Here is a 26825-nt window from a genome sequence, read left to right on the forward strand (position 1 = left end):
GCGTAAAGTTCTGGAAGCTAGATGTCTCTCACCGTTCACTGGAACATAAAAAAGCGTAGACAAAGTTGGTATGCCCAGCCCTGTCTGCGCTTTTTAAGCAATTGGTTGCAGGAGTTTCGCCTGTAACAACCGGTTTCTGATAATAACACCTGCCCAAGCAGCGATTGCCGCTTTGATGATACCGACTACCAAAAATGGTGTGACACCTGATACAAGAGCGCCTGTCCATGTCAAATCTGCTACAATTTTCAGCCATAAAGCTCCGAAGAATAATGTAACAATCATGCCAATCAGATTAGCAGTAAAGGCATGTGTGAATGTAGGACGTGTTTTTTCAAGGTAATAGCCGATCACAAGCGCACAAGGGATAAACCCGACGATATAGCCGCCTGTCGGTCCTGCAATGATGGATAATCCACCTGAAAATCCTTGGAATACAGGAAGACCGATTGCACCGAGCATAATATAAAGCAAGACAGAGTATGTCCCATATTTTAATCCTAAAATCGTGACGACCAAACCTATAGCAAGGGTTTGCCCTGTAATCGGCACAAGTGGAAGAGGGATGCTGACCTGTGCCAGAACAGCGATAATTGCTGCGCATAAAGCTGTTAAAACCATCGGGAAAACAGAAATTTTCATATGCCACCTCGTTACGTTAACTTGGATTATACATTAGTTAACGTAATCGTAAAATAATCAGTAAAATTTGTCAATATGCAGTCTTTCTTTAATTATGATGCTTTTTATTTTTACAGTTTCCTTCTCTATTGCTAGCGCTGTTTTGTAAGTTATGAAAAAAAATTCTAGTATCCGAATTTTCGGTAAAAATCGCCTGTTGCGAAACAGACATAGCGGTGTTAGTATAACTGTTATCTTGAAATAATACATATACTTGCTGGAAGGCAGGTTTACACAACGCGTTGAATGCTGTGGATGACACTACAGCAGGAGCATTTTCTGGAGAGAGCGCATCAAGCGTCGCCGAAGGGTTCACTATCTCAGGCAAAAGGACAGAAGGGTAATAAAGCAAGCTATTTTTTAGCTGATTGACTTACATGTTAGCGAATATTGACGAATTTATGTCATTATCATTTTTTACTTTAACATGAAAAAGTTTTTTGTTATTCTTACGTTTAATGAGACTAGTGCTATTTGCCACTAGTCTCTTTTGTTTTAGAAGAAATAAAGGGCAGAGGACGGAAATTTGTTATTTATGATACGAAAATGACATTTTATCTGATTAAGTATATAAAATTACCTGTGGATATCTTTCTTTTAAAATCCGTAAGTGAACTCGCGAAATGTGTTGTTTCAAGAGAAATTCTGTCAGGGCCGTTTGGGACAGTTAATAGGAGGGGCTTCCATCTCTTCATTATGTTCTTGACTCGGCTGCTGAGAAAATCTTGTCATTATAAAGTGACATCTTGGAGGCATCATCATGGAACTCAAGCGAGAATTGAAAAACCGCCACGTACAGCTGATTGCTATCGGCGGTACGATTGGCACAGGATTATTTTTAGGTTCGGGAAAGGCGATTGCCTTAGCTGGACCAAGTATCATTTTAGCCTATTTAATTGTCGGGACTGCACTGTTCTTTGTTATGCGCGCGCTCGGTGAATTATTGTTATCGAATACAGGCTATACGTCCTTTACCGACTTTGCGACGGAATATATTGGCCCTTGGGCAGGATATGTAACAGGCTGGACGTACTGGTTCTGCTGGATTATGACGGCGATGGCCGATATTATTGCGGTCGGCATCTATGCGCAATACTGGTTTGATGTACCACAGTGGGTACCGGCACTCGTATGTCTGCTAATTTTGCTGGCACTGAACTTGCTGACGGTGAAGTTATTCGGGGAGCTGGAATTTTGGTTCTCTATCATTAAGGTAGTGACAATTGTTGCGCTGATTGTCGTTGGAGCATTTATGATTCTGACAGGTGTCCAGACAGGAGCAGGGCAGGCAAGTGTCTCCAACCTATGGACGCACGGCGGCTTGTTCCCTAATGGGGCAGTCGGCTTCTTACTGGCATTCCAAATGGTTGTATTTGCCTTTGTGGGTGTTGAGCTTGTCGGGGTAACGGCGGCTGAGACTGCAGATCCGCAGAAGAATATTCCTTCTGCTATCAATAAAATTCCAGTTCGTATTTTATTGTTTTACGTAGGCGCGCTAATCGTCATTCTAGCGATCAATCCGTGGAATACAATGGACGCGTCAAGCAGTCCTTTTGTACAAGTATTTGCACTAGCGGGTATTCCGATAGCTGCTGGTATTATTAATTTTGTCGTGTTGACATCTGCTGCATCTGCAGGTAATTCGGGTATGTTCTCAACAAGCCGCATGCTATACAATCTTGGCGGTAACCGGCAGGCAAGCGCAAAGTTTGCCAAGCTGAATAAGCGCAGTGTCCCTCAAAATGCATTAATTGTATCAACAATTGTTGTATCGGCAGGTGCACTGTTAAGTAAATTGATGCCGGAAGATGCATTTAGTCTTGTAACAACGGTTAGTGCTATCTGCTTTATTTGGGTATGGAGCATTATTTTGATTTCACATATTATTTATAAGCGTAAAAATCGTGCTCTGCATGAGGCTTCTAAATTTAAGGCGCCCTTTACGCCATTTATCAATTACGTCTTACTAGCGTTTTTTGTATTTTTACTTGGCGTTATGCTGTATGCAGAAGCAACACGTACGGCGCTGCTCTTGACGCCGGTGTGGTTTATTCTACTGCTCATCTTATATCGAATCCGTATAAAGGCACGGATGTAGGGTGAAATTTTATAGGCGGACAGCTCATAGAACATGGGCTGTCCGCTATTTTTTTGTCTGTTAGACCATAGAAGATCTTACTTGCTCAGGAATCATGACGACTTCCGTTTTTAAATCAATAGGTCTAAACGTTTTATCGATGCACTCCTCCCAATAGGCAAGGTGCTGCTTGTCGATCCAATGAGTAGATTGCTCTACTTCGATTCCGCCTGTTCCGTGAACCGAATACCAATATAGATATTCTTCTCCATTCAATACTTCTCGAAAGATAGTTTCGACATACATCTTCTCGCCCTCTAGAGTGACTAGGACATCTTTCATATTGTCATTCAAAAATTGGAGCCATTCATCGACTTTCCCAGACTTACCGGGCTTCACTCTGTATCTCGTACATTCTATATTCATTTCATCCACATCCTTTTTTGATAATGAATTTCTTATATAAGAAAATTTATATAAACAATAAATAACATTTACTTATATAAATGTAAACAATTTTAAGTGTAGTTTACTATGAGTGATTTTTGCACAATTCGAACCTGCAGGGCTGAACTCAGTTTCCCTTCTGCTGTGAGAGAAGTGGACGAGTTAACAAATTCATGATATAATTATCTCGAATTGAAGATAATTGAGATTGAAATAAATAAGAGGTGAGCATATGGAACAGCGAAATCAGGCTTTACATGCCATTACTGTGCTGCTTCGTGCGTCCCGATCCTTGGAAGATTTATTGAAGAAGGATGTAGCAGGATACGGACTGAATGCAACAGAGTTTGCCGTTCTGGAGCTTTTATATCATAAAGGCGAGCAGCCAATCCAAGTGATCGGCAAAAAGATTTTAGTAGCTAGCAGCAGTATTACGTACGTGATTGATAAATTGGAGCAAAAGGGTTTTGTCAAGCGTCGCGGCTGTCCGACAGACCGTCGTGTTATCTATGCGGTAATTACGGAAGAGGGAGAGGCATTGATGGAAAAAGTCTTCCCCGAGCATGAAAGAAAGATGGAAGAGCTTTTTTCCGCTATTCCAGCAGAAGACCTGAAGCAAACAATTGAGCATTTAAAGGTAATCGGTGTAGAGGCGTCGAAGCGTCAGGGCGAGTAGAAAACGACTTGCTCCATAAAGTAAATGACTATGCAGGAAAATGCTTCATTACCTTTATACCTGCTGTTCTGCCGTTAGTTATATATAGAAGTATTAAAAGGTGTCAGCTAATGCTGATGCTTTTTTTGTTTGGAAAGAAATATTTTATGAGGATAGCAAAATTATGGGCACGGCGCTTAGCAGGAGCTTCTTCCTATCTTACTCACTTGTAAAGAACTGTACGTACCATTCCTGTCTGAACTGCTAGAAAATATTTTATGCTGCTGAATATTTTGATAGGGAAAGTGTAAGTAAGCGTTGAAATAAATGAAAGCGTTTTAAAAAACACCCTTGAAACATGGCTGGATTTTAAGTATTCTGAAAATACCAACCGGTTAGTATTGAAGAAAGAAAATAAGCATTCCAGCTATCATCTACTGTTTTTTTGGTACGTTAAAGCTGTCACTATACGAAAAAAGAAGAAGTCTATCTTCTTCATCTTCGGAATGCTTCTGGACAACCTATCATATTGTATATGTGCAAGCGTGTTCTGGTTAGGCAAAGTAATTGCGCTATCAGGAGCCAAGGAAGGAGAAATGCAAAAGAGTGTCTTCCAAAGGAAAAGGCCGTTAGTTGTTCAGTATTTGGTGTATGACGAAAAGCAGTAGAAGAAAGTGTGTATGCATTTCCTACTAACAGGGGGGAGAAACTATGAAAGTCAAAAAAGTTTGGTATAAGCAATACCCTAGCTCCATTTCACCGGATATGGAATTTCCCATTAAAACAATGCCGGAAATTTTAAAGGAAACGGTGGAAAAAATCCCGGATCATATCGCCATCAAGTTCTACTCAAAAGAAATCCGTTATAAGGAGCTGTGGTCTTTCAGCTCTATGTTTGCTGCTTCGCTTCAACAGACTGGCATTGAAAAGGGGGACAGGGTCGCCATTATGCTGCCAAACTGTCCGCAATATATCATTTCCTACTACGGCATTTTAAAGGCGGGTGCCGTTGTTACACAGGTAAACCCCATGTATCTCGAGAAGGAACTGCTCTACATTTTGAATGATTCTGGGGCGAAAACAATCGTTGTGTATGAGCCGCTCTATCCGCGTATCAAGGCAATTGCAGACAAAACGTTACTAGAGAAAATTATCGTTGTCAGCTTTGAGCCTGAAAAGTCCACATTGCAGGGTGAGGATGAATTGTTTGAACAGTTCATTGGAAACGGCATCGGCAGAGCCATACTTCCTGTAGAAATCGATCCGCTGGAGGATGTAGCAGTACTGCAATATACGGGCGGTACAACTGGTGTGTCAAAAGGCGCAATGCTGACACATCGGAATATTGCTGTGAATGCGCAGCAGTCCCATAAATTCTTTGAAGAAGAACATCCTTTTGGAGAGGACAGATGCCTGACCGTCATTCCATTATTCCATGTATTTGGTATGACCTCTTGTATGAATCTCTCTATCCTGAATGGAGCAGCAATTATCCTGCTTCCCAAATTTGAACTAGAAGAGGTCTTACAGACGATTAAACAAGAGCAGCCGACGACATTCCCGGGAGTGCCGACGATGTATATTGCACTTGTCAATCATCCACGCGCGCAGGAATACGGTATAGATAGTATCAGAACATGTAATAGCGGAAGTGCTCCGATACCGGTACAAACACTGCATGAATTTGAAAAAAGGACAGGTGCAAAGATTCTGGAAGGTTTTGGTTTGTCCGAGGCTGCTCCAGTCACTCATTGCAACCCTCCTTTTGGCGAGCGGAAGCCAGGCAGTGTTGGAATCGGTATGCCAGGTACGGACTATAAAATTGTCGACCTATCTACTGGGGAGAAAGAAGTGCCAGCGGGTAAGCTTGGCGAGCTGATTATACGGGGCCCCCAGATCATGAAAGGTTACTGGAATATGCCGGAGGAAACAGGAAACACAATCCGTAACGGCTGGCTGTACACAGGGGATATTGCAAAGATGGATGAGGACGGCTACCTCTATATTGTGGACCGGAAGAAGGACATGATTATCGCCAGCGGCTACAATGTGTACCCGCGCGATATTGAAGAATTACTGTATGAGCATCCGGCTGTTCAAGAAGCTGTGGTTATTGGCGTCCCAGATGAGTATCGGGGAGAGACCATTAAGGCACTGATTGTAAAGAAGGCGGACCACACGGTAACCGAGCAGGAGGTCATTGATTGGGCACGTGAGCGTATTGCTGCATACAAGGTGCCTGAATATATAGAATTCCGCTCTGAATTACCTAAAACAATCGTAGGTAAAATTTTACGTAGAGCGCTGCGGGAGGAAAGTATAAGTGACCAGAAAGGGTCATAACAGCATGAGGGAAATGATTGCCAGTCATAGTATAAAGCTATTTGAGCAAAAGGGTTTCAGTGAAACATCCATCCAGGATATTGCCAATTCCATCGGCATAACAAAGGGCACGTTTTACTATTATTATGCGAGCAAGGAAAATCTTCTGATGGAGATTCATCTTCACTATATTTGTGACTTACTAGAAAAACAGCGGGCTATTTTACAGACGATAAAGGGCTTTAGTAAGCAGCTCAGTGAAATCGTTGCTCTTATCGTCTATGATATGAAATTCCGCAAAGCTCAGGGACAGATCTATCTGCGGGAAATGCGCAATTTGACGAATGAACATGCGGAAACAATTAAGGAAAAGCGGGAAGAGTTCCGGTTGAATGTCGCAAAGGTTATCGCCGATGGTATACAAGCAGGTGAATTCCAGTCACATCTAAGCCCTGGCATTACGAGCTTTGCCATTCTCGGTGTTACGAACTGGAGCTATCAGTGGTTTAATCCTGCAGGGGAATTATCAGTTGAAGAACTAGCAGATCGATATATAGATATTATTCTACATGGTGTTGCCGCTAAAAAGCAGCACATAAAAGGCGAGCATCTATAAGGCGCTAAATAAAGGAGGAAACAGCATGGAAACAATGCATTCAGTAAAAACAATGAAGGGAATTCAATTCACAGAGTATGGCGGGCCGGAAGTCTTACGATTAATTGAAATGGATGTGCCAGCAATCGGCGAACGTGAGGTACTTGTGGAAATCAAGGCAATTGGTGTTAACTATGCCGATACGGCAAGGAGGGAAGGGAAATATGTCGTCCCAACAAAGCTGCCGTTTATTCCAGGTTCTGAAATTGCAGGAATTGTCGTCGCTGTAGGAAAAGAAGTAACAAGGTTCTCTCCGGGAATGCGTGTTGTCTCCATGATTGAATCGGGGGCTTATGCAGAGTACGCAAGTGTGCATGAAATGGCTTTGTCGGAAGTGCCGGACGGCGTCGCCTTTACGGATGCTGTAGCTCTACCGCTGCAAGGACAGACTGCTTATCACATTTTGACAACAATGGGACGATTGGAAAAAGGAGAAACTGTTCTTGTGCATGCTGCTGCAGGAGGGGTTGGGGCGTTATCTGTTCAGCTTGCCAAACTGTTTGGAGCCGGGAAAATCATAGCCACTGCAAGCTCGGAGGAAAAATTGCAGCATGCGAAAGAATTAGGCGCAGATGAATTAGTCAATTACACAGAAGAAGGCTGGGAGCAGCAAATCCGTGAGCTGACAGGCGGGAAAGGTGTCGATGTGGCACTTGAAATGGTCGGGGGAGATGTCTTCCAAAAAACATTGAAATGCCTTGCTCCGTTCGGCCGTCTTGTCGTCTTCGGGGCGGCAAGCGGTGAAGATTCACCAATGTTAGCAAGCCAGTTAATGCGAAGAAATCATTCAGTTATCGGTTTCTTCCTGCCTCAGATTATGGCCAAGCAGGAGCTTTACCAGCGCAGCATGAAAGAGCTGCTGCACTATGTAGAAAACGGAAAACTCACGCTAACGATTGGCGGAGTCTACGGGTTGGAAGAGGCGGCTGATGTCCATCGTTTATTGCAAGGCAGAAAGACAATGGGCAAGCTTGTGCTCGTACCATAACAATTCCTAGTTAAAGGGGAAATGGATATGTCAACAGCGGTCGTACAGACCCATTATGGACAAGTAAAAGGTGAGCAAGCAGGTAACGTATCGGTATGGAAAGGCATTCCTTATGCGAAGGCCTTGCGTTTTCAACCGCCGCAAAGACCGGATGCTTGGGAAGGGGTATATGAAGCATTGCAATTTGGTGCTTCGGCAGTACAGCCTCAAAGTGAGGTCATGGGCTTTTTAGGTGCCTCCCTTAAGGATGAGGAGATGGATGAAGCATGTCATTATCTAAACATCTGGTCCCCAGCAGCAGATTCTAAAAAAAGACCGGTAATGGTTTGGATACACGGCGGTGCCTTCTTAAACGGTGCAGGCTCCACGCCTTCCTATGACGGCACGGCTTTCGCTGCTAATCATGATGTAGTAGTAGTGACAATCAACTACCGTCTTGGTGTGTTTGGTTTTCTCCACCTGGATAATGAGCAGTATGCGGGTTCTGGCAACTGCGGTATTTTAGATCAAATTGCCGCGCTGGAATGGGTGAAGGAGAATATAGAAGGATTCGGTGGTGATCCGAATAATATCACTATTTTCGGAGAATCTGCCGGAGCGATGAGTGTCGGCATTTTGCTGACACTTCCAAATGCAAAGCCGCTGTTTCAAAAAGCAATCCTGCAAAGCGGTGCTGGACGCAATGTCCTGAGCCCGGTTGTTGCAGAGCAGGTATGCAAAGGGATTTTAGCTAATCTTGAAATCGGTGCAGATGATTTATCAAAACTTGAGGAGCTGTCTGCCGCTGAGTTGCTTGAGGCTTCAAAACATGTGCCCCCTATGATGCTTGGTCCGGTTCTAGATGGCATTGTCATTCAGGAGTCCCCTGAAGTATCTGTAGCAAAGGGTGTATGTAAGGATATTACTATTCTAATTGGGACAAATAAGGATGAATACAATCTTTACTCCATTTTGGATACGTCGCTGGACCAATTGGACGATGAAGGAATTAAGCAGCGACTTGCGCATATGCTGCCTGATAAATGGCCGCATCTTGCAGCTCACCTGTCTAATCGGGCATTTAATAAAGAACTTGTTGAGCAAATCATGACATTTGATATCTTCACAGCGCCCGCCATTTATTTGGCAGAAGAGCAGGTAAAGCAGGGCGGGGATGTATGGATGTACCGATTTGATTGGGAAACGCCTATTCTAAATGGAAGTCTGAAATCCTGCCATGCCCTTGAAATTCCGTTTGTATGGAATGCTCTTGGACGGGGAGCAGAATTTTTACTGGGGAATGCACCAAATCAAGAGCTGTCCGATTATATGCATAAAGCTTGGGCGACATTTGCAAAACATGGAGACCCGAACATAGAGGAACTGCCGATATGGCCTGCCTATCAGGTGAAAAATAGGGAGACGATGTTATTTGATCAGGAATGTAGAATTGTGAACGATCCTGAGCAGGAACTTCGCCTGATTTGGGAAGCTGGTATAGTAGGAGCGCAGTAATTGTAAGTAAAATTAACAGGGGCCGTCCGAACGGGACTATTGTTCGGAAAGCGGCCTCTCAATAACAGAATGGTATGAATCTATCTAAAAGAGAAAGTTAACGAGCTTAATTAAATGACCGGTTAGTATATAAAGTTGAGAAGGAAGTGAGCCGATGGAGCAGCCTTATTTTGATTTATCTGGACGTACAGCGCTTATCACAGGTGGAGGAAGCGGCCTTGGCAAAGACATCGCCTCTGTGCTTGCTCAGCACGGAGCAAATATTGCCGTATGTTCCCGCAAAATTGAACAATGCCAACAAACGGCCGCGGAAATTGAGGCGCGCTATGCAGTAAAGGCACGGGCCTATCAGTGTGATGTCAGTTCGGAAGGGCAGGTGGACAGGACTGTCAAGGAAGTGCTGGAGGATTTTGAACGGGTCGATATTTTAGTGAATAACAGCGGAGCTACATGGGGAGAAAAAGTAGAGGATATGCCGCTGGAAGCCTGGGAGAAAGTGCTGGGTGTCAACGTGACTGGTACATTTTTAATGACAAAGGCGATCGGCAGGCAGATGATCCACAATGGCTACGGAAAAATCATTAATATTGGTTCGGTAGCAGGCTTAAGAGCAGAACCAGGCAAAGTACTAAATGCAATTGGCTATAGTACAAGCAAGGCAGCGGTTCACCATTTTACCCGCGATCTTGCCCGCAAATGGGCCGAGCATGGAATTACCGTCAATGCCATTGCCCCGGGTTTTTTCGAAACAAAAATGACAAGCCATGTTATTGAAAAGAATCGGGATTATCTTGAAAAAAGTAATCCAATGGGCAAGATTGGCGACCCTGACTCGCTGAAGGGAGCAGCCTTATTCCTGGCAAGCCGCGCTAGCGACTTTATTACAGGCCAGGTCATTGCGGTAGATGGCGGCAGCTCTTTATAAAGAGCCGATAGAGTGAAATAAGAAGGTCCACTAATGAAAATGGGGTGAATATATGCATTTACGATTAACAGAAGAACAAAAATTAGTGCAGCAAACAATCCGTAAATTTGTGAAAGAAGAATTGATGCCGCTGGAAAATGAAGTGTTGAAAAATGAACGTGAAGGCAGGCCGAGCCTTTCAAAGGAAAAGGTACAGGAGCTGCGGCAAAAGGCCAGGGACTTTGGTTTTTGGGGCATTAATACACCTGAGGAATATGGCGGCGCCAATCTTGGCCAGATGATGCTCGCCATCGTCCTGATGGAACTTTCAAAAACCTTTGTGCCGTTCTCGTTTGGCGGTTCGGCTGATAATATTCTCTATTACGGCAATGAGGAGCAGAAGAAAAAATACTTACTCCCGACCATCAATGGGGAGAAGAAATCATGTTTTGCTATGACGGAACCTAACGCGGGGTCTGATACGCGCAATATTAAAATGACGGCGGTTAAGGACGGCAATGAATGGGTGCTGAATGGGGAGAAAACGTTCATTACGGGCGGAAATGAGGCGGACTTCGTCATGGCTATTGCCGTAACGGATAAGGAGCTGCATGAAAAAACCGGCACGCAAGGTGTGACGTGCTTCATCGTAGACCGGGAAATGGGATGGAAGTCCGAATACATTGATACGATGGGAGAATGGGGGCCGGCAAGCCTTATTTTCGATCATGTCCGTGTCCCGGAGGAGAACATCTTAGGAGAGCTCCATAAAGGATATAATCTCGGCCTAGAGTGGATCGGCTTTGCACGTTGGGTTGTTGGTGCCCAAGCTGTGGGGATGGCAGAGCGGCTGCTCCAGATGGCAATCGACTATGCAAAGGAAAGAGAAACCTTTGGCCGGCCGATTGCTGACCGCCAGGCAATTCAGTGGATGATTGCTGACTCAGCTGTGGAGATTGAGGCGGCAAAATGGCTGGTACTAAATGCTACATTTACGCTCGATCAAGGAAAGGATAACCGTCATCTTGCATCGATCGCAAAATTGTATGGAGCAAATATGGGGAATCGTGTGGTGGATCGTGTACTGCAGATTCACGGAGGAATGGGCTATACGCGTGAACTGCCGATCGAACGCTGGTACCGGGAGGCAAGATTATGGCGAATTTATGATGGCACTGATGAAATCCAGCGCATGATTATTTCAAGAAATCTATTAAAAGGACATGTCAAAGTAGGACAGTTTATTTGATTGGGAGGAAAGGGAAATGGCAGCAGGCAAACGATTTGAAGGGAAAACAGCATTTGTTACAGGGGGAAGCCGCGGCATCGGAAAAGCAATTGCCGAACAGTTTGCAAAGGAAGGCGCCAACGTTGCAATTATTGATGTGAATGAGGAAACATTGAATGAAGCAGCGGCGCAATTTACAGAAGCAGGTTACTCTGTCTATACGAAAGCAGCCAGTGTAACGAACCGTGAAGAGGTCGAGCAGGCCATGAAGGAAGTATATGAAACATTCGGCTCCATTGATATTTTAGTAAACAACGCAGGCGTCATCCGGGATAATATGCTGTTTAAAATGACAGATGAAGACTGGCTGACAGTGATGGACGTCCATCTGAAAGGCGCATTCTATGCTTCCCGCGCAGCACAGAGGTATATGACTGAGCAGAAATATGGCCGCATTATTAATCTGTCCTCTACATCAGCACTTGGTAATCGCGGACAGGCAAACTATGCAACAGCTAAAGCAGGGCTGCAAGGATTTACGAAGACACTTGCAATAGAGCTTGGTAAATATGGTATTACGGTCAATGCCGTGGCACCGGGGTTCATCGAAACGGATATGACACGCGCGACAGCAGAAAGAATTGGAGTAACATTTGAGCAAATGAAAGAAGCCATGATCAGCACGATTCCAGTCGGGCGCAGCGGTAAGCCTGAAGACATTGCCAACGCTGTCCTGTTTTTCGCGGACGAGCAGTCATCCTTTGTCAGCGGTCAAGTATTATATGTGGCCGGCGGACCGAAAAACTAATAGTAGAGGAGAGCTGATGATGTTTAAAGAACTGATTGGTAAGCGTTCCATCCCTGTAAAAAATGTGATAGAAAGAGGAGCGGTAAAGAAGTTTGCAGAAGCAATCAATGATCCTGCACCGATTTATATAGACGAAGAGGCTGGAAAAGCTTCTCGATATGGCCGTAATATTGCACCGCCGACATTCCCGATTACGCTCGAGTACGGAACGATTGAGGAGTTCGTATTGCCGACAAAGGGGCTGATCCACGGAGAGCAGAAGTTTCATTATAAGCGTCCTCTTTTTGTAGGGGAGGAAGTGTACGGCGTGACAGAAATAAAAAATTACTATGAGCGGACAGGCTCTTTCGGGAAAATGGGGTTCCTTGTCATCGAACGTCAAGGAGCAGATGTAAAAGGTGAGCTGATCTATACAGAGGAGCAGATCATCATTATCAATGAGGCAGCAAGAAAGGGGATGCCGGTATGACACCCATGACAGAAATACAAGTAGGAGAGTCATTACAGCAGGTACAATTGGACCCGGTTACACGGCTGGATTTAATCAAGTATGCGGGCGCCTCAGGGGATTTCAATCCGATTCATACAATTGACGAGGACGCAACAAATGCCGGATTGCCTGGAATTATCGCACATGGTATGTGGACGATGGGGAACTTGGCCAAGCTGTTCACACCTTATTTAGAGGATGGATTTATCGAGGACTATGCTATTCGATTCCGGAATATGGTGTTCATCGATGATGTGCTGACATTACAGGCGGTTCTGAAAAATGGGGAAAAGAACAAAAAGGAATTCAAGGTAGCAGCAGTGAATCAAAAGGGCCAGGAAGTGGTGAACGGAACAGTCGTATTCCGTCTGTATGAGGTGACAACGGCCGGATAAACAGCAGACAAAAATCATCCGAAAGGGGCTGATGGAATGAAAACCATTCCAGATGTAGACGTGTATGTTCGCTTTTGTGAAACAGATGCAGGAGGGCATGTCAGCAATACGAGCTATTTCTGTTATTTAGAAGAAGCACGGACGAAATTCTTTACGGACATTCATTTCGGATTTGAGCAGGCAGATGAGGAGAACAGCTTCATTTTGGCAAGAACGGAGTGTGATTTCATTGCACAGGCCTATGCAGCACAAACGTTAACGATTAAAAGCAGGGTAGAACATATTGGAACGAAAAGCTTTACCCTTCTCCATGAAATTTACGAGAAGGAGATGGGTACCTTAATTGCCCGGGGGAGAGCCGTTGTTGTATGCTTTAACTTTCGTGAACAGAAGTCGGTCGAGATTTACCCGGAACTCCGCCAAACACTTCAGGAGTATACGGATACAGGTTCTGCGCAGGAAGTGTAATATTCGTTTGAACAGGGAGAAAAGCTTTACTGTAAGTTTTGTTTACAGTAAAGCTTTTTTTCGTATGATGCTATAATGAGAGAAAAAGGACTTGGCAATATACATAGAAAGCTTAGCGTATTGGAGGTGCATAATGGAAAACAAAGCAAGAGTCATCCTTCATATTGATATGAATAGTTTTTATGCCTCCGTTGAACAAGTGCACGACCCTTCGCTTAAAGGTAAGCCGATCGCCATCGCTGGTAACCCAAAAGAGCGACGAGGCATCATTGTTACATGCAGCTATGAGGCGAGAGCGTATGGTGTCTATACGACGATGCTGATTCCTGAGGCCAAAAAGCTATGCCCGGAACTGATCATTATCCCGCCGAACTTCGAGCGCTACCGAGCAGCGTCCCATGCGTTTTTTTCCCTGCTCAAGGAATACAGTGAAATTCTCGAACCAGTATCGATTGACGAAGGGTATCTTGATATAACAGAGCTGTCCCAAACCCGTTATGCGCTGGATGTTGTGAAGGAAATCCAAAACCGGATTTATGAGGAGTTGTCGCTGCCATGCTCAATCGGTGTTGCGCCAAATAAATTTCTTGCGAAGACAGCAAGCGATATGAAAAAACCAATGGGGATCACGGTATTAAGAAAGAGAGATGTACCGGAACTATTATGGCCGCGGGATGTTATCACAATGCACGGTATTGGCAAGAAGACAGCAGAAAAGCTGAACAGCATCGGCATTTTTACGATCGAGCAGCTGGCAAAGGCAGACAGCCATCTGCTAAAAATCTCATTTGGCATAAACGGGGAACGGATGAAGCAGAAAGCAAATGGCCATGACCAGCGCCTAGTAGATCCAGAATCCATCTATGATACGAAAAGTGTAGGCAATTCGACCACGCTCCCTTATGATGTGATGGAACTCAAGGAGATAGAAGACGTCATTTACACGCTGTCTGAAAAGGTGAGCAGCCGCCTGAAAGCAAAAGGGCTGGTCGGCACAACCATCAGTATTCAAATTAAATACAATGACTGGAAGAACCAGACGAACAGCCGGACGGTTAATAACGGGACAGATGAAACAGGTAAAATTTTTGCTATTGCTAGAGATTTAGTTATAGAGCATTGGAAGGAGAAACCGGTGCGCCTGCTCGGAGTGACAGTGGGAAATGTAATCGACAAGACGGACCGCACGGAGCAGCTGTCTATCTTTAGTTTTGAGGAGCATCTGAAAGACGAGCCGATTGTCAATGTTATGAACCAGCTTGAACGTAAATTCGGTGAAGGTATCATTCATCGTGGCATCAAGGCAAAAAGGCCGGGAAAATACCAGGCCAATACAAGCTTCAGCAAGGATTTTCTAGATGATTTTAAATAGGTTTTCTTATAACCAGTTACAGTAGCCTTCCGTTCGTAAAAACGACGGAAGGCTATTTATCATCTGCTATTTTTGAGCAGCGAATAAATGTAGGTATCATGTGAAGCACCATTTTGATACATATAGTCCCTTAACAGACCTTCTCTTTCAAATCCAAGTTTCTCTAAAAGTTGATAGGAGGCATCATTTTCTGTAAAAACGACAGCACCGATACGAGTAAGTTCCAGTACATCAAACCCATATTGAAGGATGCTTATAACTGCTTCTTGCGTGTAGCCTTTTCTCCAGTAATCGGGGTGAATTTCATACCCGATTTCTGCGCGCCTATGCTTTGCGGAGAAGGCATGGAAACCAACTGTGCCAATAAGTCCTTGGACTCCTTTTCTTTCTATTCCCCAACGTACTCCCTTGTTTTCTCGGAAGTTAGTTGCAAAAAAATCGATTAATGTTTCTGCTTCCGTTAGATCTACAAATGCTTCCTGTCCGTAGTACTTTGTTACATTCTCATTTGACAAGTATTCGAACAGATCCTCTCGATCATCGAGGGTTATTTCTCGCAGTCGAAGCCGTTCTGATTCAAGTGTAGGAAACATCCTCTCTCCTCCTTTTTTCTTCCTGTTTGAGTAGTTCGTTAAATATACCATATTATGGTTGATGGATTGAATAGAAATCTTTCCATATATATATGTTTATCTTTTTTATTGATTCTCACGTAACGTGAGGTTCTATAATAGGGATATCAAAAGAAAAAAGGAGAACAATCATGTATGCAATCGGTGCATTTTCCAAAAAGACGGGCGTCACGATCCGGACGCTCCGCTACTATGATGAAAAAAATCTGCTGAAGCCCTCATACGTGTCGGAAAGCGGGCGCAGGTATTATAAGGATGAAGATATCATCACACTGCAAAAGATTATGACGTTAAAGTTTCTCGGCTATTCCCTAGAGGAAATCGAGACATTTATTAATGAAAATGATTGGGATCTTCATGATTCGCTCCTGTACCAAAAAGAACAGCTGGAAAGAAAGAAGGAGCAGATTGAACAGTCCATCCGTACGATTGATTATGCAGTTAAGCTATCGGAGGACGGGGAAACGGTCGAGTCTGACGTCTTTATTGCGCTTATTCAAAATCTTCGACTGGAGAATGAGCAGAAGAGCTGGCTAAGGGATGTCCTGCCGGAGGATGTAGTGGAGGAGCTGTATGACTATTCCTCAAAGGAAATAGCAGAGGTCAATCGGACATTTATAAAGCTGACGAGGAAACTAAAGAAGGCATATCGGGACGGGGCGTCAGAGGAGGAGGTAATGGGGATTTTGTCCACCTTCATCGATTTGGTGCCGTCTGGGCTGATAACCCGGATCACTGAGATAATGGAGGGAAAGGATATCAAGCTTGATGCAGCACTTTTCCCTTCGCCATTTACACCAGATGAGGATGCCTGGCTTGATGGCATGATTGAACGCCTCAACATATTAGCTACAGAGGAAGAAAGGAGCAAGAAAGATGGAGAAGCCTAAATTTCAACCAGGAAAATTATTTCGCTTAATCAAGGAGGCACAACCTCCGAAGGGAAGAATAGGGTTTGCCTTTTTCATCGGTATACTAGAGACGGTCGCGGGACTGCTTGTACCGCTACTGACGATGCAAATGATTAACGGCTTTTCAGAGGGGGGAATCTCTTATAACCTTATATTTATTGCCGCGTTAGCGCTCTTTGGGCAGGCCGTCCTGTCCGGGGTCGCCTTCTATCTAATGACATCGATTGGTGAAGGAATTGTGGCATCCATCCGCAGCCGTATTTGGTCACATGTCCTGAAGCTGCGAATGCCGTATTTTGATGAACATGAATCAGGGGAGACAATGAGCCGAATCACACAGGATACAAATGTCGTGAAGGAATTGATCACCCAGCACCTTATCAGCTTTGTGACAGGTCTATTGTCTATTGTTGGTTCGGTTATCATTTTGTTTGTTATCGATTGGAAGATGACATTGCTCATGCTGATTGCAGTACCGCTAACAGTACTGACGATGCTGCCATTAGGAAGCAAGATGCATGCAGTTGCCCTGGCAAACCAGGATGAGCTGGCACGTTTTACAGGAAGCATGGGGCGTGTGCTTGGAAATATTCGAATGGTAAAGGCATATCAGGCTGAGAACATTGAGATAGAAAAAGGAGAAGGCCAGATCAAGCAGCTGTACCGCTACGGGTTGAAGGAAGCAAAAATTATGGCCATTCTTTCACCGATCATGACCTTCGTTATGATGATTGTGCTGATTTTATTGTTCGGTTACGGCGGTGCGCAAGTAGCGACAGGCGGGATTTCTGCAGGAGCGCTTGTTGCGATTATGATTTACCTCATTCAGATTATTGTGCCCTTTACACAAATGGCAACGTTTTTCACTGCCTTTCAAAAGGCGCTTGGTGCAACAGAGCGACTGCATGAGCTGCTCGCTTTACCAATTGAAAAAAGCGGGAAGCAGCCGCTTGCTTCTACAGAACAAGATATCGTGTTTGAAGATGTCCGTTTCCAATACGGTGAAAAGCCGGTGCTTCAGGATTTATCGGTCTTACTTCCAAAAGGAAGGACGACAGCGCTTGTTGGGGCAAGCGGCGGCGGTAAGACGACACTGTTCTCGCTGCTAGAACGATTTTATGATATAGCAGAAGGAACTGTTCGATTCGGCCAGCAGCCGATTGATGAAATAGACCTCACGCAGTGGCGCTCGCTATTCGGCTATGTCTCCCAGGAGAGTCCTATTATGAATGGCACAGTGCGGGACAATGTAAAATACGGAAAAGAGCATTGTACAGATGAAGAAGTAATCGAGGCGCTGAAGCAGGCAAATGCATGGTCATTTGTTGAACGCTTCCAGCAGGGGCTCGATGAACAGGTAGGAGAAGGCGGTATGAAGCTGTCAGGCGGACAAAGACAGCGCCTTGCTATAGCACGCGCCATCCTGCGAAATCCGAAAATCCTCTTACTTGATGAAGCGACATCCAATCTTGATAACGAGTCCGAGCATGCGGTTCAGGAGGCATTGACAAGGCTGATGAAGGACCGTACAACCATCCTCATCGCCCATCGTCTGTCGACAATCAAGCATGCCGACCAAATTCTTGTACTGGAAAATGGCCGGGTGACAGGCACTGGAACACATGAGGAGTTAATGACTAGCCATACGTATTATCAAAAACTGCAGCAGCTATCAGCGGGTCATCACGGGGAGAATGATTCAATCATTCAAACTCAATAAAAGCAAGCAGGTAAGAAGGCGGCACTCATTAACAATAAGTGCTGCCTTCTTTTGTATTTGGTATAGTAAATGATTTGGTATAATAAGTAAGATAGCATGAACTGATAAAAAGGAGAGCAAGTATTGAAAAGACCTTTCGTTATTTCAATTGTTCATTAGGGGACGAATGCCGAAGTCAGTGATTATAAGTGAGCACCTACTAGTGGAAGGTGGAGCAGTCCGTCTTACAGTGGTTGAGACAAATGAATAAAATCAATCGAGGTTCGGATCAGGGGATGAAAATAGGCCCTTGTGAAGCGGGAACTAGAAGTAATCGCCTTGTAGAGCAGGGCGGTGAATGGGTCAATCCTTATGAAAGCCTGATACTCTAAAGTAGAAAAACAAAACGGAACCCTTTCTCCATAGATGAAACTACATCTTGGAGGAAGAACAATTGAGCAGAAAAACAGAAAATACAGCATTTCAATGTGAAAACTGCGGCACAGCCGTAACACCTTTAAATAATGGGAGCTTTCGGAATCATTGTCCGGAATGTCTCTATTCAAAGCATCTGGATATTTTCCCAGGCGACAGGGCCAATAGCTGCCACGGGTTAATGAAGCCGGTGGAAATAGATTACTCAGCTAAAAAAGGCTATCAATTGATTCACCAATGTACAGTCTGTCATCAGATCAGCCGCAATAAAGCAGCTGTGGACTGCGTGCAGGAAGACCAGTTTATCCGATTTATGCAAACGAATTCGTAAGTCCTTTCATGCTATTATGCAGGCCTGCCGTAAACACTTGGCAAGCCTGCAATTTGTTACGCTGTGATAAACGGAATTTCCGCCCGGAAAGCTGCATAACTTTCCCGGTCAATAAGTACAAGTATTTTTTGAATGCCCGCCTGAATTATAGACTTCATTCAAGCTCATAATAGAGCTCCTCCTGCTGGGTATCATCGAACCACTTCGTTCCTTTTGCCGTCATTCCGATTTTAGAAAGGACCTTGCTTGAAGAAGGATTATTAGGATCGACGGCTGCTTTAATTTTCTTAATAGCTGGCTTGCGCTCTTTCACATCCTTTACACATGCGGAAGCTGCCTCTGTTGCATACCCCTTGCCCCAGTAGCTCGGATTAAAATGATAGATTAGCTCAATCTCATTTTCATTATTAGAAGGATTAAATCCACATACGCCGATAATACGTGAGTTTTCTTTTAGTAAAACAGTATAAGTCGAGTAGCCTTTTTCCTCATATAAACGCTGGTAGGCTTCAATGGAACGGCTGACCTGCTCTTTTGTGCTGGAGCCTCCCGAATATTTCATCACTTGCGCGTCTCCCCAAATAAGAGTTATATCCTCTGCATCTTCCGCTTGCATAGTACGAAGGATAAGGTGTTTCGTTTCAAAGGAATATGGCATAAGAGAACCTCACTTTTCTATATATTTTTATGACAACGCTATTTTTACAGCACGGTAAATACCTCGCATAACCTTTATATACGTAAAAAGAAAAAGAGAAGTTTCAAATAAATACAATTTTTAGACATTTTTTGTTTCATATATGTAAAAATATTGAATATTTTATAGAGTTTATACTAAATGATGTAAATTAACAGTATGCTGGAAACAGAGAAAAGAAAGGAGAGATACTAGTGAAGAAAAGATGGTTACCGTTTATTTTTTCAGCAGCACTTTTAGCAGTGCCGATGTCTAGCTTTGCAAATGAATCGGCGCCTGCTGTGGTTGAAACGAAACACGCACGTGTGACAGTTGAAGCATTTTTAGAGCAAGCTGTTACAGAGTTTACGTACCAGCATGGCTCAGATTATATGAGAGAGGAAATCATACAAAAATGGCTTGGTGACTACCAATTTGCGGATGAAGCAGCTCCGATTTCGCAAGGGGAAGCTGCTTTGATCCTCATCAAAGCGCTTGGTCTTCAACAAGAAGAAAAAGTGCCTGCTGATTATAAAACATCAGCTGTGAAGCTTGGATTCTTTGAAGGCATTACAAGTGTAGCGCCAATTACCGGAACAGAAATGCAGAAGCTTTTCGCAAACATTGAAAAGTACCAGCACAAAACAATCGATGATAAAGGGGTACCTGAAATCCCGGTTGAAGATTTCATGAAAAATCCAGGGGATGTTGGTTATCAATTATCACCGGATGGTAACTATATTTCCTATGCCTCCGCATGGGAAAATCGGTTGAATGTGTTTGTGAAAGCCATGGGGGACGATAGTGAGCCAACACGTGTGACAAGCACGAAAGACCGGGATATTGCAGGGTTCTTCTGGAAGGATGACAGCATCCTTTACCTGAAGGATAACGGAGGAGACGAGAACTACCATATCTATTCTTCTTCTTTTAATGGGGCGGAAGAAAAGGATCTGACACCGTATGAGGGAGTAGCAGTACTTCCTCTTGATATGCTGAAAGACGTGAAGGATGAAATTCTTGTCACGATGAATAAGGAAGACGCAACGGTTTTTGATGTATATAAGTTAAATGTGAAAACAGGGGAAACGCAACTTGTTGCGAAAAACCCTGGTTCTATCCAAAGCTGGATTTCCGACAGCAACGGTGAAATCCGCCTGGCTGTCGAATCAGACGGATATGAAGGAAATGTGTTGTATCGCGAAACAGAAAAAGACGAGTTCAAGCCGTTCATTACAATTGAAGCAGGTGATACGGTATCACCGATTGCCTTCTCGCAGGACAACCAGTTTATTTATGCATTGTCTGATAAGGGACGGGATAAAATTGAGCTGGTGAAATACGATTTACAAGGAAAAGAAGAAGTGATTGTATCGAATCCACATGTCGATATTATGGGTGCTTTGTACAGTTCTTCAAAAGACAAACTTCTGTACAGCTCGTATATTACGGATAAAGTACACTATGAGTTTTTGGACAGCGATTTTGAAGCAGTCTTTAACAAGATGAAAGACAAGCTTGGTGTTGATGAAAGTGAATTGGGCATCAATGATTACAATAAGGAAATGACAAAGTTCATTGTTAGTGTAGGAAGCGATACAGTGTACGGCAAGTACTACTATTATGATTCCGAGACTGATACGGTGACGCAGTTGGCAGAAATGAGTCCATGGTTAGACGAGGCACAGATGGCGCAAATGCATCCTATTTCTTATAAGAGTCGAGATGGCTTGACGATTCATGGCTATTTGACACTGCCGAAAAATAAAAAGGCAGAAAACCTGCCGATGGTTGTTATTCCGCATGGTGGTCCATGGGCTCGTGATGTGTGGGGCTTTAATCCAGAAGTACAGCTGTTAGCAAACCGCGGCTACGCTGTATTGCAAATGAACTTTAGATCTTCTACCGGCTATGGGAAAGAATTTGTGGATGCCGGAAACAAACAATGGGGTCTAAAAATTCAAGATGATATTACAGACGGCGTACAATGGGCAATTGATCAAGGCATTGCAGATCCTGAAAAAATCGGAATCTATGGGGCATCGTTCGGCGGCTATGCAACATTGGCAGGTATTACATTTACACCGGACCTGTATGCAGCGGCAGTTGATTATGTAGGTGTATCCAATATCTTTACGTTACTTGAAACAATTCCTCCTTACTGGGAAACAATGCTGAATATGTTCCATGTAAGAGTTGGCCATCCGGAAAAGGACAAAGAGCTGCTGAAATCTGTATCTCCGGTATTCCATGCTGATAAAATCAAAACACCTTTATTTGTGGCACAAGGTGCAAATGACCCGCGCGTTAATAAACAAGAATCAGATCAGATTGTTGAAGCACTAAAAAAACGCGGTATTGATGTAGAATATATGGTGAAAGAAAATGAAGGCCATGGCTTTATGAACGAGGAAAATAAAATTGAATTTTATAATGCCATGACGGAGTTCCTTGGTAAACACTTAAAATAAGAAGACTTGAAAAAGCGGTTAGGGAAACTTAGCCGCTTTTCACTTTTTGTAGAAAAAAATGGCGTGTACGAGCTATAATAGAACAAAGGGAGTGAGGATATGAATCAACCAAAAATGAATCCGGCTGTTTTGCGGCTGCTGGTCATTTTTCCAAATGTATTAAGTTATATTCTGTTATTTGGGGTGGTCGTCTACCTGCTGACAAACTATAGTGCACTGCAGGCAGCAGGCGCATTGACTTTTTGGATTGTAATGCCGCTTGTATTAGCACCAATGGCAATCTATACTACATATTCAATCGTAAAGCGTATAAAAGCAGGGGTGCTTTAATAGAAATTTGATTTCGTTTGGCCGCTGTTTTTAAATAAAGAAGCGTATCCGCTATAACAATAAGCGGATACGCTTTATGATGAAAATATTCATTTTTTGGTGGGAAGCTTACTTCTTCCCCTCTGAGCAATTCCTCTTTATTTTTATTGAAACTACTCGTTTCATAGAGGACTTTATATTGCCTTCCGAATTCAATTGCCTCATCGTTCACATTTTGCAGCGTTAATTGGTGATCATCAATTGAAAGAAAATATTCCCCTGATTCTTCTGCTATGTTTTCTGGCTCAATTACATATGTCTTTTCAATTTGCATCTTACTTAGACGGAAAAATCCCGTAAGCATAACACCAGCAACGACTACAATAATAGCTGCTGTTATCACTTTTAGCATTATCATTCACCCTGCTAGTAGTATTGTAAAGGACTTATCCGATAAACCGAGAGTCAACTAGAATGACCAGGCTGATAAAGTGATTTTGGTTTGTAGACTAAGCACTATTCTTCATAAAAGTATTTATAAAAGAGATGGGCAAGATAGTCTTCCGTTGCTTCCTTATATGCCGCGTGGAATGATTCTTCTTTAAAATTTCCAGAAACATTTGCCACAGCCTCCGCGTAGTGTTGGCGTTCATCCAGCCACTTTTCATGATGTACTTGAATGGAAGTAAAGTCTTTTTCACTCGTAGTATGCTGAATTTCCGTAAGCAGTTTTTTTACGGTTTGGTCCAGCAGCTCTTTTGTTTGCCTGATCTGCTCTTCATTAGTAAGCGCCTGGTCAAAGTCTATATCAATTGCTTGTTCAATTGGCAGGATAATATACGTATTATAAATACGCTGCTGTTCAGCAGAAAGTTTCGCAACATCAATTTCTGCAAGCTGGTGGGTAAATAGTTGAGAATAGGTATTCCGAATTTGTTCTAACTTTATCGCTTCCTTTTCGAAATCTTCCAATGAATCTCTGCTTTTCACAAGCCAGGTGAAATAGCCTGTTTCCTTATTAATGACCATCTGTATACGTTCTTCGTTTACATCCTGAAAGAAGTAGGCTTCATCCATCAGAATAGAGAGGTCATTCAATGAGCCTTCTTTGATAAATGTCAGTTCATAGCCCTGCCCGGCTAGAAAAGCTTCTGCCTCTGTCCGTGTCAGGGAAAGAGTTGTATTTTCCTTTGTAAAAGCATTAATAACAAAGCCCTCTTCCTGTTTTTCGAACGAGATTGTTTGCTTAATAGCAGATGAATCTTCTAAACTAGCAGGCAGTATGTGTTCAATTGTAAAGGAATCAACGGAAGTTTCGGTCACTTTTGTCTTTATGGCGTTTATAGGAAGGGCGGGGAGGACTGGTTTTTCTGTCTCTTGGAAAAGTTGTGTAAAAAGTTTTTCTGTTAGAAAAGGCAGTAAATGGGCACGCTTTTCTTCCAATGGGGCGGCTGTATCGATTTCTTCAAAGGCTTGCCAAAATTCCTTGATAACCTCTATTGCGGTCTCTTCAGCTTTAGCATCAGAAGTAGTGTTTGAATCTGCAGGTTTTTTATCTTTTATAGCTTCTCCCCCGCAAGCTGAAAGGGCTAGCAGGCAGATAAGAAGTAAACATTTTTTCATCACAAAACCTCCGCTTTCTATAGTTTGTATTTTCTCTGTATAGGTAAGAAGGCTTCACAGCTCGTCAAACAGACTAAATAACTTAGTGACACAACAGAAGGAAGGGACATTTTTTAAGTAATAGGTTTTTAAAGGCCGGAAGTAATTGTAAATCTCTTTACTTATACTATACAATTTTCCGAGGGATTTTCCAAATGACGTATTAAAAATGAAAAACTGGACTAATACAAATGATTAGTCCAGTAGAATGGGAAATATTACGATAAGTTGATGAACTGTTTAGGGAATTTCTTCGTATTACCAACCGCGTTCATACGTTGGGTTCGGTGTATTAACTTTAGCACCTAGCTCCTTCGCGGCATGATAAGGGAAGTATGGGTCACGCAGTAACTCACGACCGATGAAGATGAGATCTGCCTGCTCTTTTTGTAGAACCTCCTCTGCCTCCGTACCTGTTGTAATCAGACCCACAGCGCCAGTAGGGATACCGGCAGACCGGACTGTTTCAGAGAATGGTACCTGGTAAAGCGGTTTTACATCAATATGTGCGGGTACAACTCCGCCAGAGGAAACATCAATAAGATCTACATCTTGCGATTTCATCCAAGCTGCATACTGAATATAGTCCTCCGGTGTGTGGCCGCCTTCTGCATATTCATGGGCAGAAATGCGGACGAATAGGGGACCATCCCAAATAGCACGGATGCCGTCAATAATTTCACGCAGCATACGATATCTGTTTTCTGGGCTGCCTCCGTACTCATCTTCCCGCTTGTTTGAAAGCGGTGATAAAAATTCATTAATCAAGTAGCCGTGTGCTGCATGGATTTCAAGTACATCAAACCCTACATTGATCGCACGCTGCGCACCAGCTACAAATGCCTCCACAACTTCCTTGATCTGCTCCTTCGTCAGTTCAAGCGGCATTTCATAATTTTCATTGAATCGGATAGAGGAAGGGGCATAAATCGGACCTTCCACGGTCGCCTTACGTCCTGCATGGGCAAGCTGAATACCTGCCTTGCTGTCGTATGCATGAATTTGATCGACAATCTGCTTTAACCCTTCAAGCTGTTCATCCCGCCAAATACCTAAGTCGTTTCCTGAAATACGGCCTTCCGGCAGAACAGCTGTTGCTTCTAAAATGACAAGGCTAACCTGCCCCATTGCACGGGAAGCATAATGGACAACGTGGAATGGCTGGGCAAACCCAAATTCGTTTGCACTATACATGCACATTGGTGCCATGACAATACGGTTTTTTAGTTCGATATTGCGTAATTTGTAAGGTTCAAATAGTTTTACCATAAAGAGTACCTCCTAAATTCAATTGTACCTCGACATAATGGTGTCCGGATTCAGCTGAATTCCTTAAAAAAAATCCTTTTCGAACCGATGACATCCCGCCGGAGGCTTTTTGCTTCTATCATCTGTCATCCCTATTCCGACTGAAAAGTAATTTCAGCCCACAGTCATTTCGACATTTATAGAGGCAGAAGATTTTTGCAAAAAGAAGCTAAACACCTTTTGCCAGCTCACGGGAGCGCTGCTCTGCACTTTTAATACAGGCACTGATTGTTTCATTAAAATGGTGATCCTCCAAAGCCCGAATGCCGGCTTCTGTTGTGCCGCCGGGGCTTGTTACCTTGCGACGGAGCACATCCGGCTCTTCATCAACGGACTGAAGCATTGAGGCAGAACCTGCAAGCGTCTGTACCATTAACTGACGAACTACTTCCTTTGGCAGTCCAATTTCGGTGCCGACTTTTTCAAATGCTTCAATCAGATAATAAATATAAGCTGGCCCGCTGCCGGAAAGGGCAGTTACGGCATGTAGTTTGTCTTCTTCGACTTCGACTACAAGCCCGATGGCCGAAAGCATTTGAATGTATACCGATTTCTGCTCTAAAGATACACGCTTATTGAAAGCAATCCCGCTTGCACTCATTCCAATTGTAGCAGAAGTGTTTGGCATGACGCGCGCAATCGGTCTTGAATAGAGCCCTTTTTCGATCGTTTCAATAGGAATGCCGGCAAGAACAGATAGAACTGCTGTTTTGTCTCCAATATACGGAGCAATACTCTGCATCGCAGCCCAAGCATCCTTTGGCTTTACAGCTAAAATGAGCAGGTCTGCATCTTCTGTGTCGGGCAGTCTTTCTAAAATCTGTACCCCGTAAGTGTCTTTTAAATACGTAAGGCGTGTATAATCTGACCGGTTTGTTACGTAAATTTCGTCTGCACGTACACATCCATTTTTCACCCAGCCGCCAATGATCGCCTCAGCCATTGATCCGGCTCCAATAAATACAATTTTCTTCATGAAAAATGTGCCTCCCTTATCTATAGGCTTTGGTTATATAGGTTGATATCAGGGCGAAATGATTATTCATAGCCCTGACGACCTTCAAAAACTTTTCCATTAAAAAAAGCGCTCCCGTCCTTCTAATAAGGACGAAAACGCTTGTTTCCGCGGTACCACCTTAGTTCACATAAAGTGCAACTTTTCTCCCTATAACGCCAGGATCGCGGCCATGTTGTCATGGCAGCTCGGAAGTAGGTTCAATTTTTGAAGCGGGTGGTGTCACTCTCAGCTTATGTGACACTCTCTTTCCACCATTCAACAATTTACTTGGCTTCGTCAATGCTTTTATTTTGAATTATGTGAAAATTATATAAATGTAATGACAAAGTGTCAACCTAAAGCGTGACGAAAGACAAAAAAAGGGGTAAAATATATGAATAGCTATTCAT

Annotated in this window: 26 protein-coding genes, 1 riboswitch and 2 other annotated features; of the genes, 18 read left to right on the forward strand and 8 right to left on the reverse strand. The window is 43.5% G+C overall.

What is annotated here, in order from left to right; genetic code table 11:
• Positions 1–93 precede the first annotated feature (93 nt).
• Positions 94–642: a biotin transporter BioY gene (locus AA0Y26_RS06130; protein WP_413366069.1), complete on the reverse strand. Its 549-nt coding sequence runs from the start codon at positions 640–642 to the stop codon at positions 94–96.
• Positions 643–950: 308 nt separating this feature from the next.
• A riboswitch (glycine riboswitch) is annotated at positions 951–1027 on the forward strand.
• A 414-nt stretch (positions 1028–1441) separates the two neighbouring features.
• On the opposite strand from AA0Y26_RS06130, the gene AA0Y26_RS06135 reads away from it, so the two are divergent.
• Positions 1442–2779, forward strand: coding sequence for an amino acid permease (locus AA0Y26_RS06135; protein ID WP_413366071.1), 1338 nt, complete (start codon positions 1442–1444; stop codon positions 2777–2779).
• Positions 2780–2839: 60 nt separating this feature from the next.
• Here AA0Y26_RS06135 and AA0Y26_RS06140 read toward each other — a convergent pair whose 3' ends face one another.
• The gene (locus AA0Y26_RS06140) at positions 2840–3184 is read right to left on the reverse strand and encodes a DUF6176 family protein (protein ID WP_413366073.1); all 345 of its coding nucleotides are present in this window, start codon (positions 3182–3184) and stop codon (positions 2840–2842) included.
• A gap of 253 nt (positions 3185–3437) precedes the next feature.
• Here AA0Y26_RS06140 and AA0Y26_RS06145 point away from each other — a divergent pair, with 253 nt between their 5' ends.
• The 12 genes from AA0Y26_RS06145 to AA0Y26_RS06200 all read left to right on the forward strand — a co-directional run bounded on the left by AA0Y26_RS06145 (position 3438) and on the right by AA0Y26_RS06200 (position 14984).
• Positions 3438–3881 carry a MarR family winged helix-turn-helix transcriptional regulator gene (locus AA0Y26_RS06145; protein ID WP_413366075.1) on the forward strand — a complete coding sequence of 148 codons (444 nt, stop codon included), beginning with the start codon at positions 3438–3440 and terminating at the stop codon, positions 3879–3881.
• Between the two features lie 690 nt (positions 3882–4571).
• The gene (locus AA0Y26_RS06150; RefSeq protein ID WP_413366077.1) at positions 4572–6203 is read left to right on the forward strand and encodes a long-chain-fatty-acid--CoA ligase; all 1632 of its coding nucleotides are present in this window, start codon (positions 4572–4574) and stop codon (positions 6201–6203) included.
• On the forward strand, positions 6184–6798 hold the full coding sequence (locus AA0Y26_RS06155; protein WP_413366079.1) for a TetR/AcrR family transcriptional regulator: 615 nt from the start codon (positions 6184–6186) through the stop codon (positions 6796–6798). Before AA0Y26_RS06150 ends, AA0Y26_RS06155 begins: the two co-directional genes overlap by 20 nt.
• 52 nt (positions 6799–6850) lie before the next feature.
• Entirely contained in the window at positions 6851–7825 is a 975-nt protein-coding gene (locus AA0Y26_RS06160) for a quinone oxidoreductase family protein (protein WP_413368080.1), read from the forward strand.
• A gap of 27 nt (positions 7826–7852) precedes the next feature.
• Positions 7853–9319 (forward strand): carboxylesterase/lipase family protein, encoded by a 1467-nt coding sequence (locus AA0Y26_RS06165; protein ID WP_413366081.1) that lies wholly within the window; start codon positions 7853–7855, stop codon positions 9317–9319.
• Positions 9320–9473: 154 nt separating this feature from the next.
• Positions 9474–10244, forward strand: coding sequence for a glucose 1-dehydrogenase (locus AA0Y26_RS06170; protein WP_413366083.1), 771 nt, complete (start codon positions 9474–9476; stop codon positions 10242–10244).
• 52 nt (positions 10245–10296) lie between these two features.
• Complete coding sequence (locus AA0Y26_RS06175) at positions 10297–11472, forward strand: acyl-CoA dehydrogenase family protein (protein WP_413366085.1); 1176 nt, start codon at positions 10297–10299, stop codon at positions 11470–11472.
• Positions 11473–11488: 16 nt separating this feature from the next.
• Positions 11489–12259: a beta-ketoacyl-ACP reductase gene (locus AA0Y26_RS06180; protein ID WP_413366087.1), complete on the forward strand. Its 771-nt coding sequence runs from the start codon at positions 11489–11491 to the stop codon at positions 12257–12259.
• A gap of 19 nt (positions 12260–12278) precedes the next feature.
• Complete coding sequence (locus tag AA0Y26_RS06185) at positions 12279–12728, forward strand: MaoC family dehydratase N-terminal domain-containing protein (protein ID WP_413368082.1); 450 nt, start codon at positions 12279–12281, stop codon at positions 12726–12728.
• Positions 12725–13144 (forward strand): MaoC/PaaZ C-terminal domain-containing protein, encoded by a 420-nt coding sequence (locus AA0Y26_RS06190; RefSeq protein WP_413366089.1) that lies wholly within the window; start codon positions 12725–12727, stop codon positions 13142–13144. The genes AA0Y26_RS06185 and AA0Y26_RS06190 overlap by 4 nt, the downstream gene beginning before the upstream one ends.
• 36 nt (positions 13145–13180) lie before the next feature.
• Entirely contained in the window at positions 13181–13612 is a 432-nt protein-coding gene (locus AA0Y26_RS06195; protein ID WP_413366090.1) for an acyl-CoA thioesterase, read from the forward strand.
• Between the two features lie 133 nt (positions 13613–13745).
• Positions 13746–14984, forward strand: a complete 1239-nt coding sequence (locus AA0Y26_RS06200) for a DNA polymerase IV (RefSeq protein WP_413366092.1) — start codon at positions 13746–13748, stop codon at positions 14982–14984.
• Positions 14985–15043: 59 nt separating this feature from the next.
• On the opposite strand, the gene AA0Y26_RS06205 is transcribed toward AA0Y26_RS06200, so the two are convergent.
• Complete coding sequence (locus AA0Y26_RS06205) at positions 15044–15577, reverse strand: GNAT family N-acetyltransferase (protein WP_413366094.1); 534 nt, start codon at positions 15575–15577, stop codon at positions 15044–15046.
• A gap of 170 nt (positions 15578–15747) precedes the next feature.
• Here AA0Y26_RS06205 and AA0Y26_RS06210 point away from each other — a divergent pair, with 170 nt between their 5' ends.
• The 3 genes from AA0Y26_RS06210 (at position 15748) to AA0Y26_RS06220 (ending at position 18992) form a co-directional block, all read left to right on the forward strand.
• Complete coding sequence (locus tag AA0Y26_RS06210; protein ID WP_413366096.1) at positions 15748–16506, forward strand: MerR family transcriptional regulator; 759 nt, start codon at positions 15748–15750, stop codon at positions 16504–16506.
• Positions 16493–18247, forward strand: coding sequence for an ABC transporter ATP-binding protein (locus AA0Y26_RS06215; protein WP_413366098.1), 1755 nt, complete (start codon positions 16493–16495; stop codon positions 18245–18247). The genes AA0Y26_RS06210 and AA0Y26_RS06215 overlap by 14 nt, the downstream gene beginning before the upstream one ends.
• 196 nt (positions 18248–18443) lie before the next feature.
• Positions 18444–18589: a sequence feature (16S ribosomal RNA rRNA prediction is too short), on the forward strand.
• Between the two features lie 91 nt (positions 18590–18680).
• A complete protein-coding gene (locus AA0Y26_RS06220) occupies positions 18681–18992 on the forward strand; it encodes an RNHCP domain-containing protein (RefSeq protein ID WP_413366101.1) in 312 nt (103 codons plus the stop codon).
• A gap of 154 nt (positions 18993–19146) precedes the next feature.
• Here AA0Y26_RS06220 and AA0Y26_RS06225 read toward each other — a convergent pair whose 3' ends face one another.
• Positions 19147–19650 (reverse strand): GNAT family N-acetyltransferase, encoded by a 504-nt coding sequence (locus tag AA0Y26_RS06225; RefSeq protein ID WP_413366104.1) that lies wholly within the window; start codon positions 19648–19650, stop codon positions 19147–19149.
• A 233-nt stretch (positions 19651–19883) separates the two neighbouring features.
• Here AA0Y26_RS06225 and AA0Y26_RS06230 point away from each other — a divergent pair, with 233 nt between their 5' ends.
• Both AA0Y26_RS06230 and AA0Y26_RS06235 read left to right on the forward strand, forming a co-directional pair.
• Positions 19884–22139, forward strand: coding sequence for a S9 family peptidase (locus AA0Y26_RS06230; RefSeq protein WP_413366106.1), 2256 nt, complete (start codon positions 19884–19886; stop codon positions 22137–22139).
• A gap of 99 nt (positions 22140–22238) precedes the next feature.
• Positions 22239–22469, forward strand: a complete 231-nt coding sequence (locus tag AA0Y26_RS06235) for an acyl-phosphate glycerol 3-phosphate acyltransferase (RefSeq protein WP_413366108.1) — start codon at positions 22239–22241, stop codon at positions 22467–22469.
• Here AA0Y26_RS06235 and AA0Y26_RS06240 read toward each other — a convergent pair.
• From AA0Y26_RS06240 to proC, 4 genes are all read right to left on the reverse strand, one after another.
• Positions 22426–22860, reverse strand: coding sequence for a hypothetical protein (locus AA0Y26_RS06240; RefSeq protein WP_413366110.1), 435 nt, complete (start codon positions 22858–22860; stop codon positions 22426–22428). The two genes, AA0Y26_RS06235 and AA0Y26_RS06240, sit on opposite strands and share 44 nt — an antisense overlap.
• Before the next feature lie 104 nt (positions 22861–22964).
• Entirely contained in the window at positions 22965–24071 is a 1107-nt protein-coding gene (locus AA0Y26_RS06245) for a hypothetical protein (protein WP_413366111.1), read from the reverse strand.
• 297 nt (positions 24072–24368) lie between these two features.
• Positions 24369–25379, reverse strand: a complete 1011-nt coding sequence (gene namA, locus AA0Y26_RS06250; protein ID WP_413366113.1) for an NADPH dehydrogenase NamA — start codon at positions 25377–25379, stop codon at positions 24369–24371.
• A gap of 208 nt (positions 25380–25587) precedes the next feature.
• Positions 25588–26394: a pyrroline-5-carboxylate reductase gene (proC, locus tag AA0Y26_RS06255; RefSeq protein WP_413366114.1), complete on the reverse strand. Its 807-nt coding sequence runs from the start codon at positions 26392–26394 to the stop codon at positions 25588–25590.
• Positions 26395–26518: 124 nt separating this feature from the next.
• Positions 26519–26725, reverse strand: a binding site (T-box leader).
• Positions 26726–26825 lie beyond the last annotated feature (100 nt).

Source organism: Lysinibacillus canaveralius (assembly GCF_047301505.1).
Taxonomy (GTDB): Bacteria; Bacillota; Bacilli; order Bacillales_A; family Planococcaceae; genus Lysinibacillus_B.

Bases quoted from the DNA above. Each gene is read 5' to 3' on its own strand.
- AA0Y26_RS06130 (WP_413366069.1), bottom strand. From the start codon at position 642: ATGAAAATTTCTGTTTTCCCGATGGTTTTAACAGCTTTATGCGCAGCA.
- AA0Y26_RS06135 (WP_413366071.1), top strand. From the start codon at position 1,442: ATGGAACTCAAGCGAGAATTGAAAAACCGCCACGTACAGCTGATTGCT.
- AA0Y26_RS06140 (WP_413366073.1), bottom strand. From the start codon at position 3,184: ATGAATATAGAATGTACGAGATACAGAGTGAAGCCCGGTAAGTCTGGG.
- AA0Y26_RS06145 (WP_413366075.1), top strand. From the start codon at position 3,438: ATGGAACAGCGAAATCAGGCTTTACATGCCATTACTGTGCTGCTTCGT.
- AA0Y26_RS06150 (WP_413366077.1), top strand. From the start codon at position 4,572: ATGAAAGTCAAAAAAGTTTGGTATAAGCAATACCCTAGCTCCATTTCA.
- AA0Y26_RS06160 (WP_413368080.1), top strand. From the start codon at position 6,851: ATGAAGGGAATTCAATTCACAGAGTATGGCGGGCCGGAAGTCTTACGA.
- AA0Y26_RS06165 (WP_413366081.1), top strand. From the start codon at position 7,853: ATGTCAACAGCGGTCGTACAGACCCATTATGGACAAGTAAAAGGTGAG.
- AA0Y26_RS06170 (WP_413366083.1), top strand. From the start codon at position 9,474: ATGGAGCAGCCTTATTTTGATTTATCTGGACGTACAGCGCTTATCACA.
- AA0Y26_RS06175 (WP_413366085.1), top strand. From the start codon at position 10,297: ATGCATTTACGATTAACAGAAGAACAAAAATTAGTGCAGCAAACAATC.
- AA0Y26_RS06180 (WP_413366087.1), top strand. From the start codon at position 11,489: ATGGCAGCAGGCAAACGATTTGAAGGGAAAACAGCATTTGTTACAGGG.
- AA0Y26_RS06185 (WP_413368082.1), top strand. From the start codon at position 12,279: ATGTTTAAAGAACTGATTGGTAAGCGTTCCATCCCTGTAAAAAATGTG.
- AA0Y26_RS06190 (WP_413366089.1), top strand. From the start codon at position 12,725: ATGACACCCATGACAGAAATACAAGTAGGAGAGTCATTACAGCAGGTA.
- AA0Y26_RS06195 (WP_413366090.1), top strand. From the start codon at position 13,181: ATGAAAACCATTCCAGATGTAGACGTGTATGTTCGCTTTTGTGAAACA.
- AA0Y26_RS06200 (WP_413366092.1), top strand. From the start codon at position 13,746: ATGGAAAACAAAGCAAGAGTCATCCTTCATATTGATATGAATAGTTTT.
- AA0Y26_RS06205 (WP_413366094.1), bottom strand. From the start codon at position 15,577: ATGTTTCCTACACTTGAATCAGAACGGCTTCGACTGCGAGAAATAACC.
- AA0Y26_RS06210 (WP_413366096.1), top strand. From the start codon at position 15,748: ATGTATGCAATCGGTGCATTTTCCAAAAAGACGGGCGTCACGATCCGG.
- AA0Y26_RS06215 (WP_413366098.1), top strand. From the start codon at position 16,493: ATGGAGAAGCCTAAATTTCAACCAGGAAAATTATTTCGCTTAATCAAG.
- AA0Y26_RS06225 (WP_413366104.1), bottom strand. From the start codon at position 19,650: ATGCCATATTCCTTTGAAACGAAACACCTTATCCTTCGTACTATGCAA.
- AA0Y26_RS06235 (WP_413366108.1), top strand. From the start codon at position 22,239: ATGAATCAACCAAAAATGAATCCGGCTGTTTTGCGGCTGCTGGTCATT.
- AA0Y26_RS06240 (WP_413366110.1), bottom strand. From the start codon at position 22,860: ATGCTAAAAGTGATAACAGCAGCTATTATTGTAGTCGTTGCTGGTGTT.
- AA0Y26_RS06245 (WP_413366111.1), bottom strand. From the start codon at position 24,071: ATGAAAAAATGTTTACTTCTTATCTGCCTGCTAGCCCTTTCAGCTTGC.
- namA (WP_413366113.1), bottom strand. From the start codon at position 25,379: ATGGTAAAACTATTTGAACCTTACAAATTACGCAATATCGAACTAAAA.
- proC (WP_413366114.1), bottom strand. From the start codon at position 26,394: ATGAAGAAAATTGTATTTATTGGAGCCGGATCAATGGCTGAGGCGATC.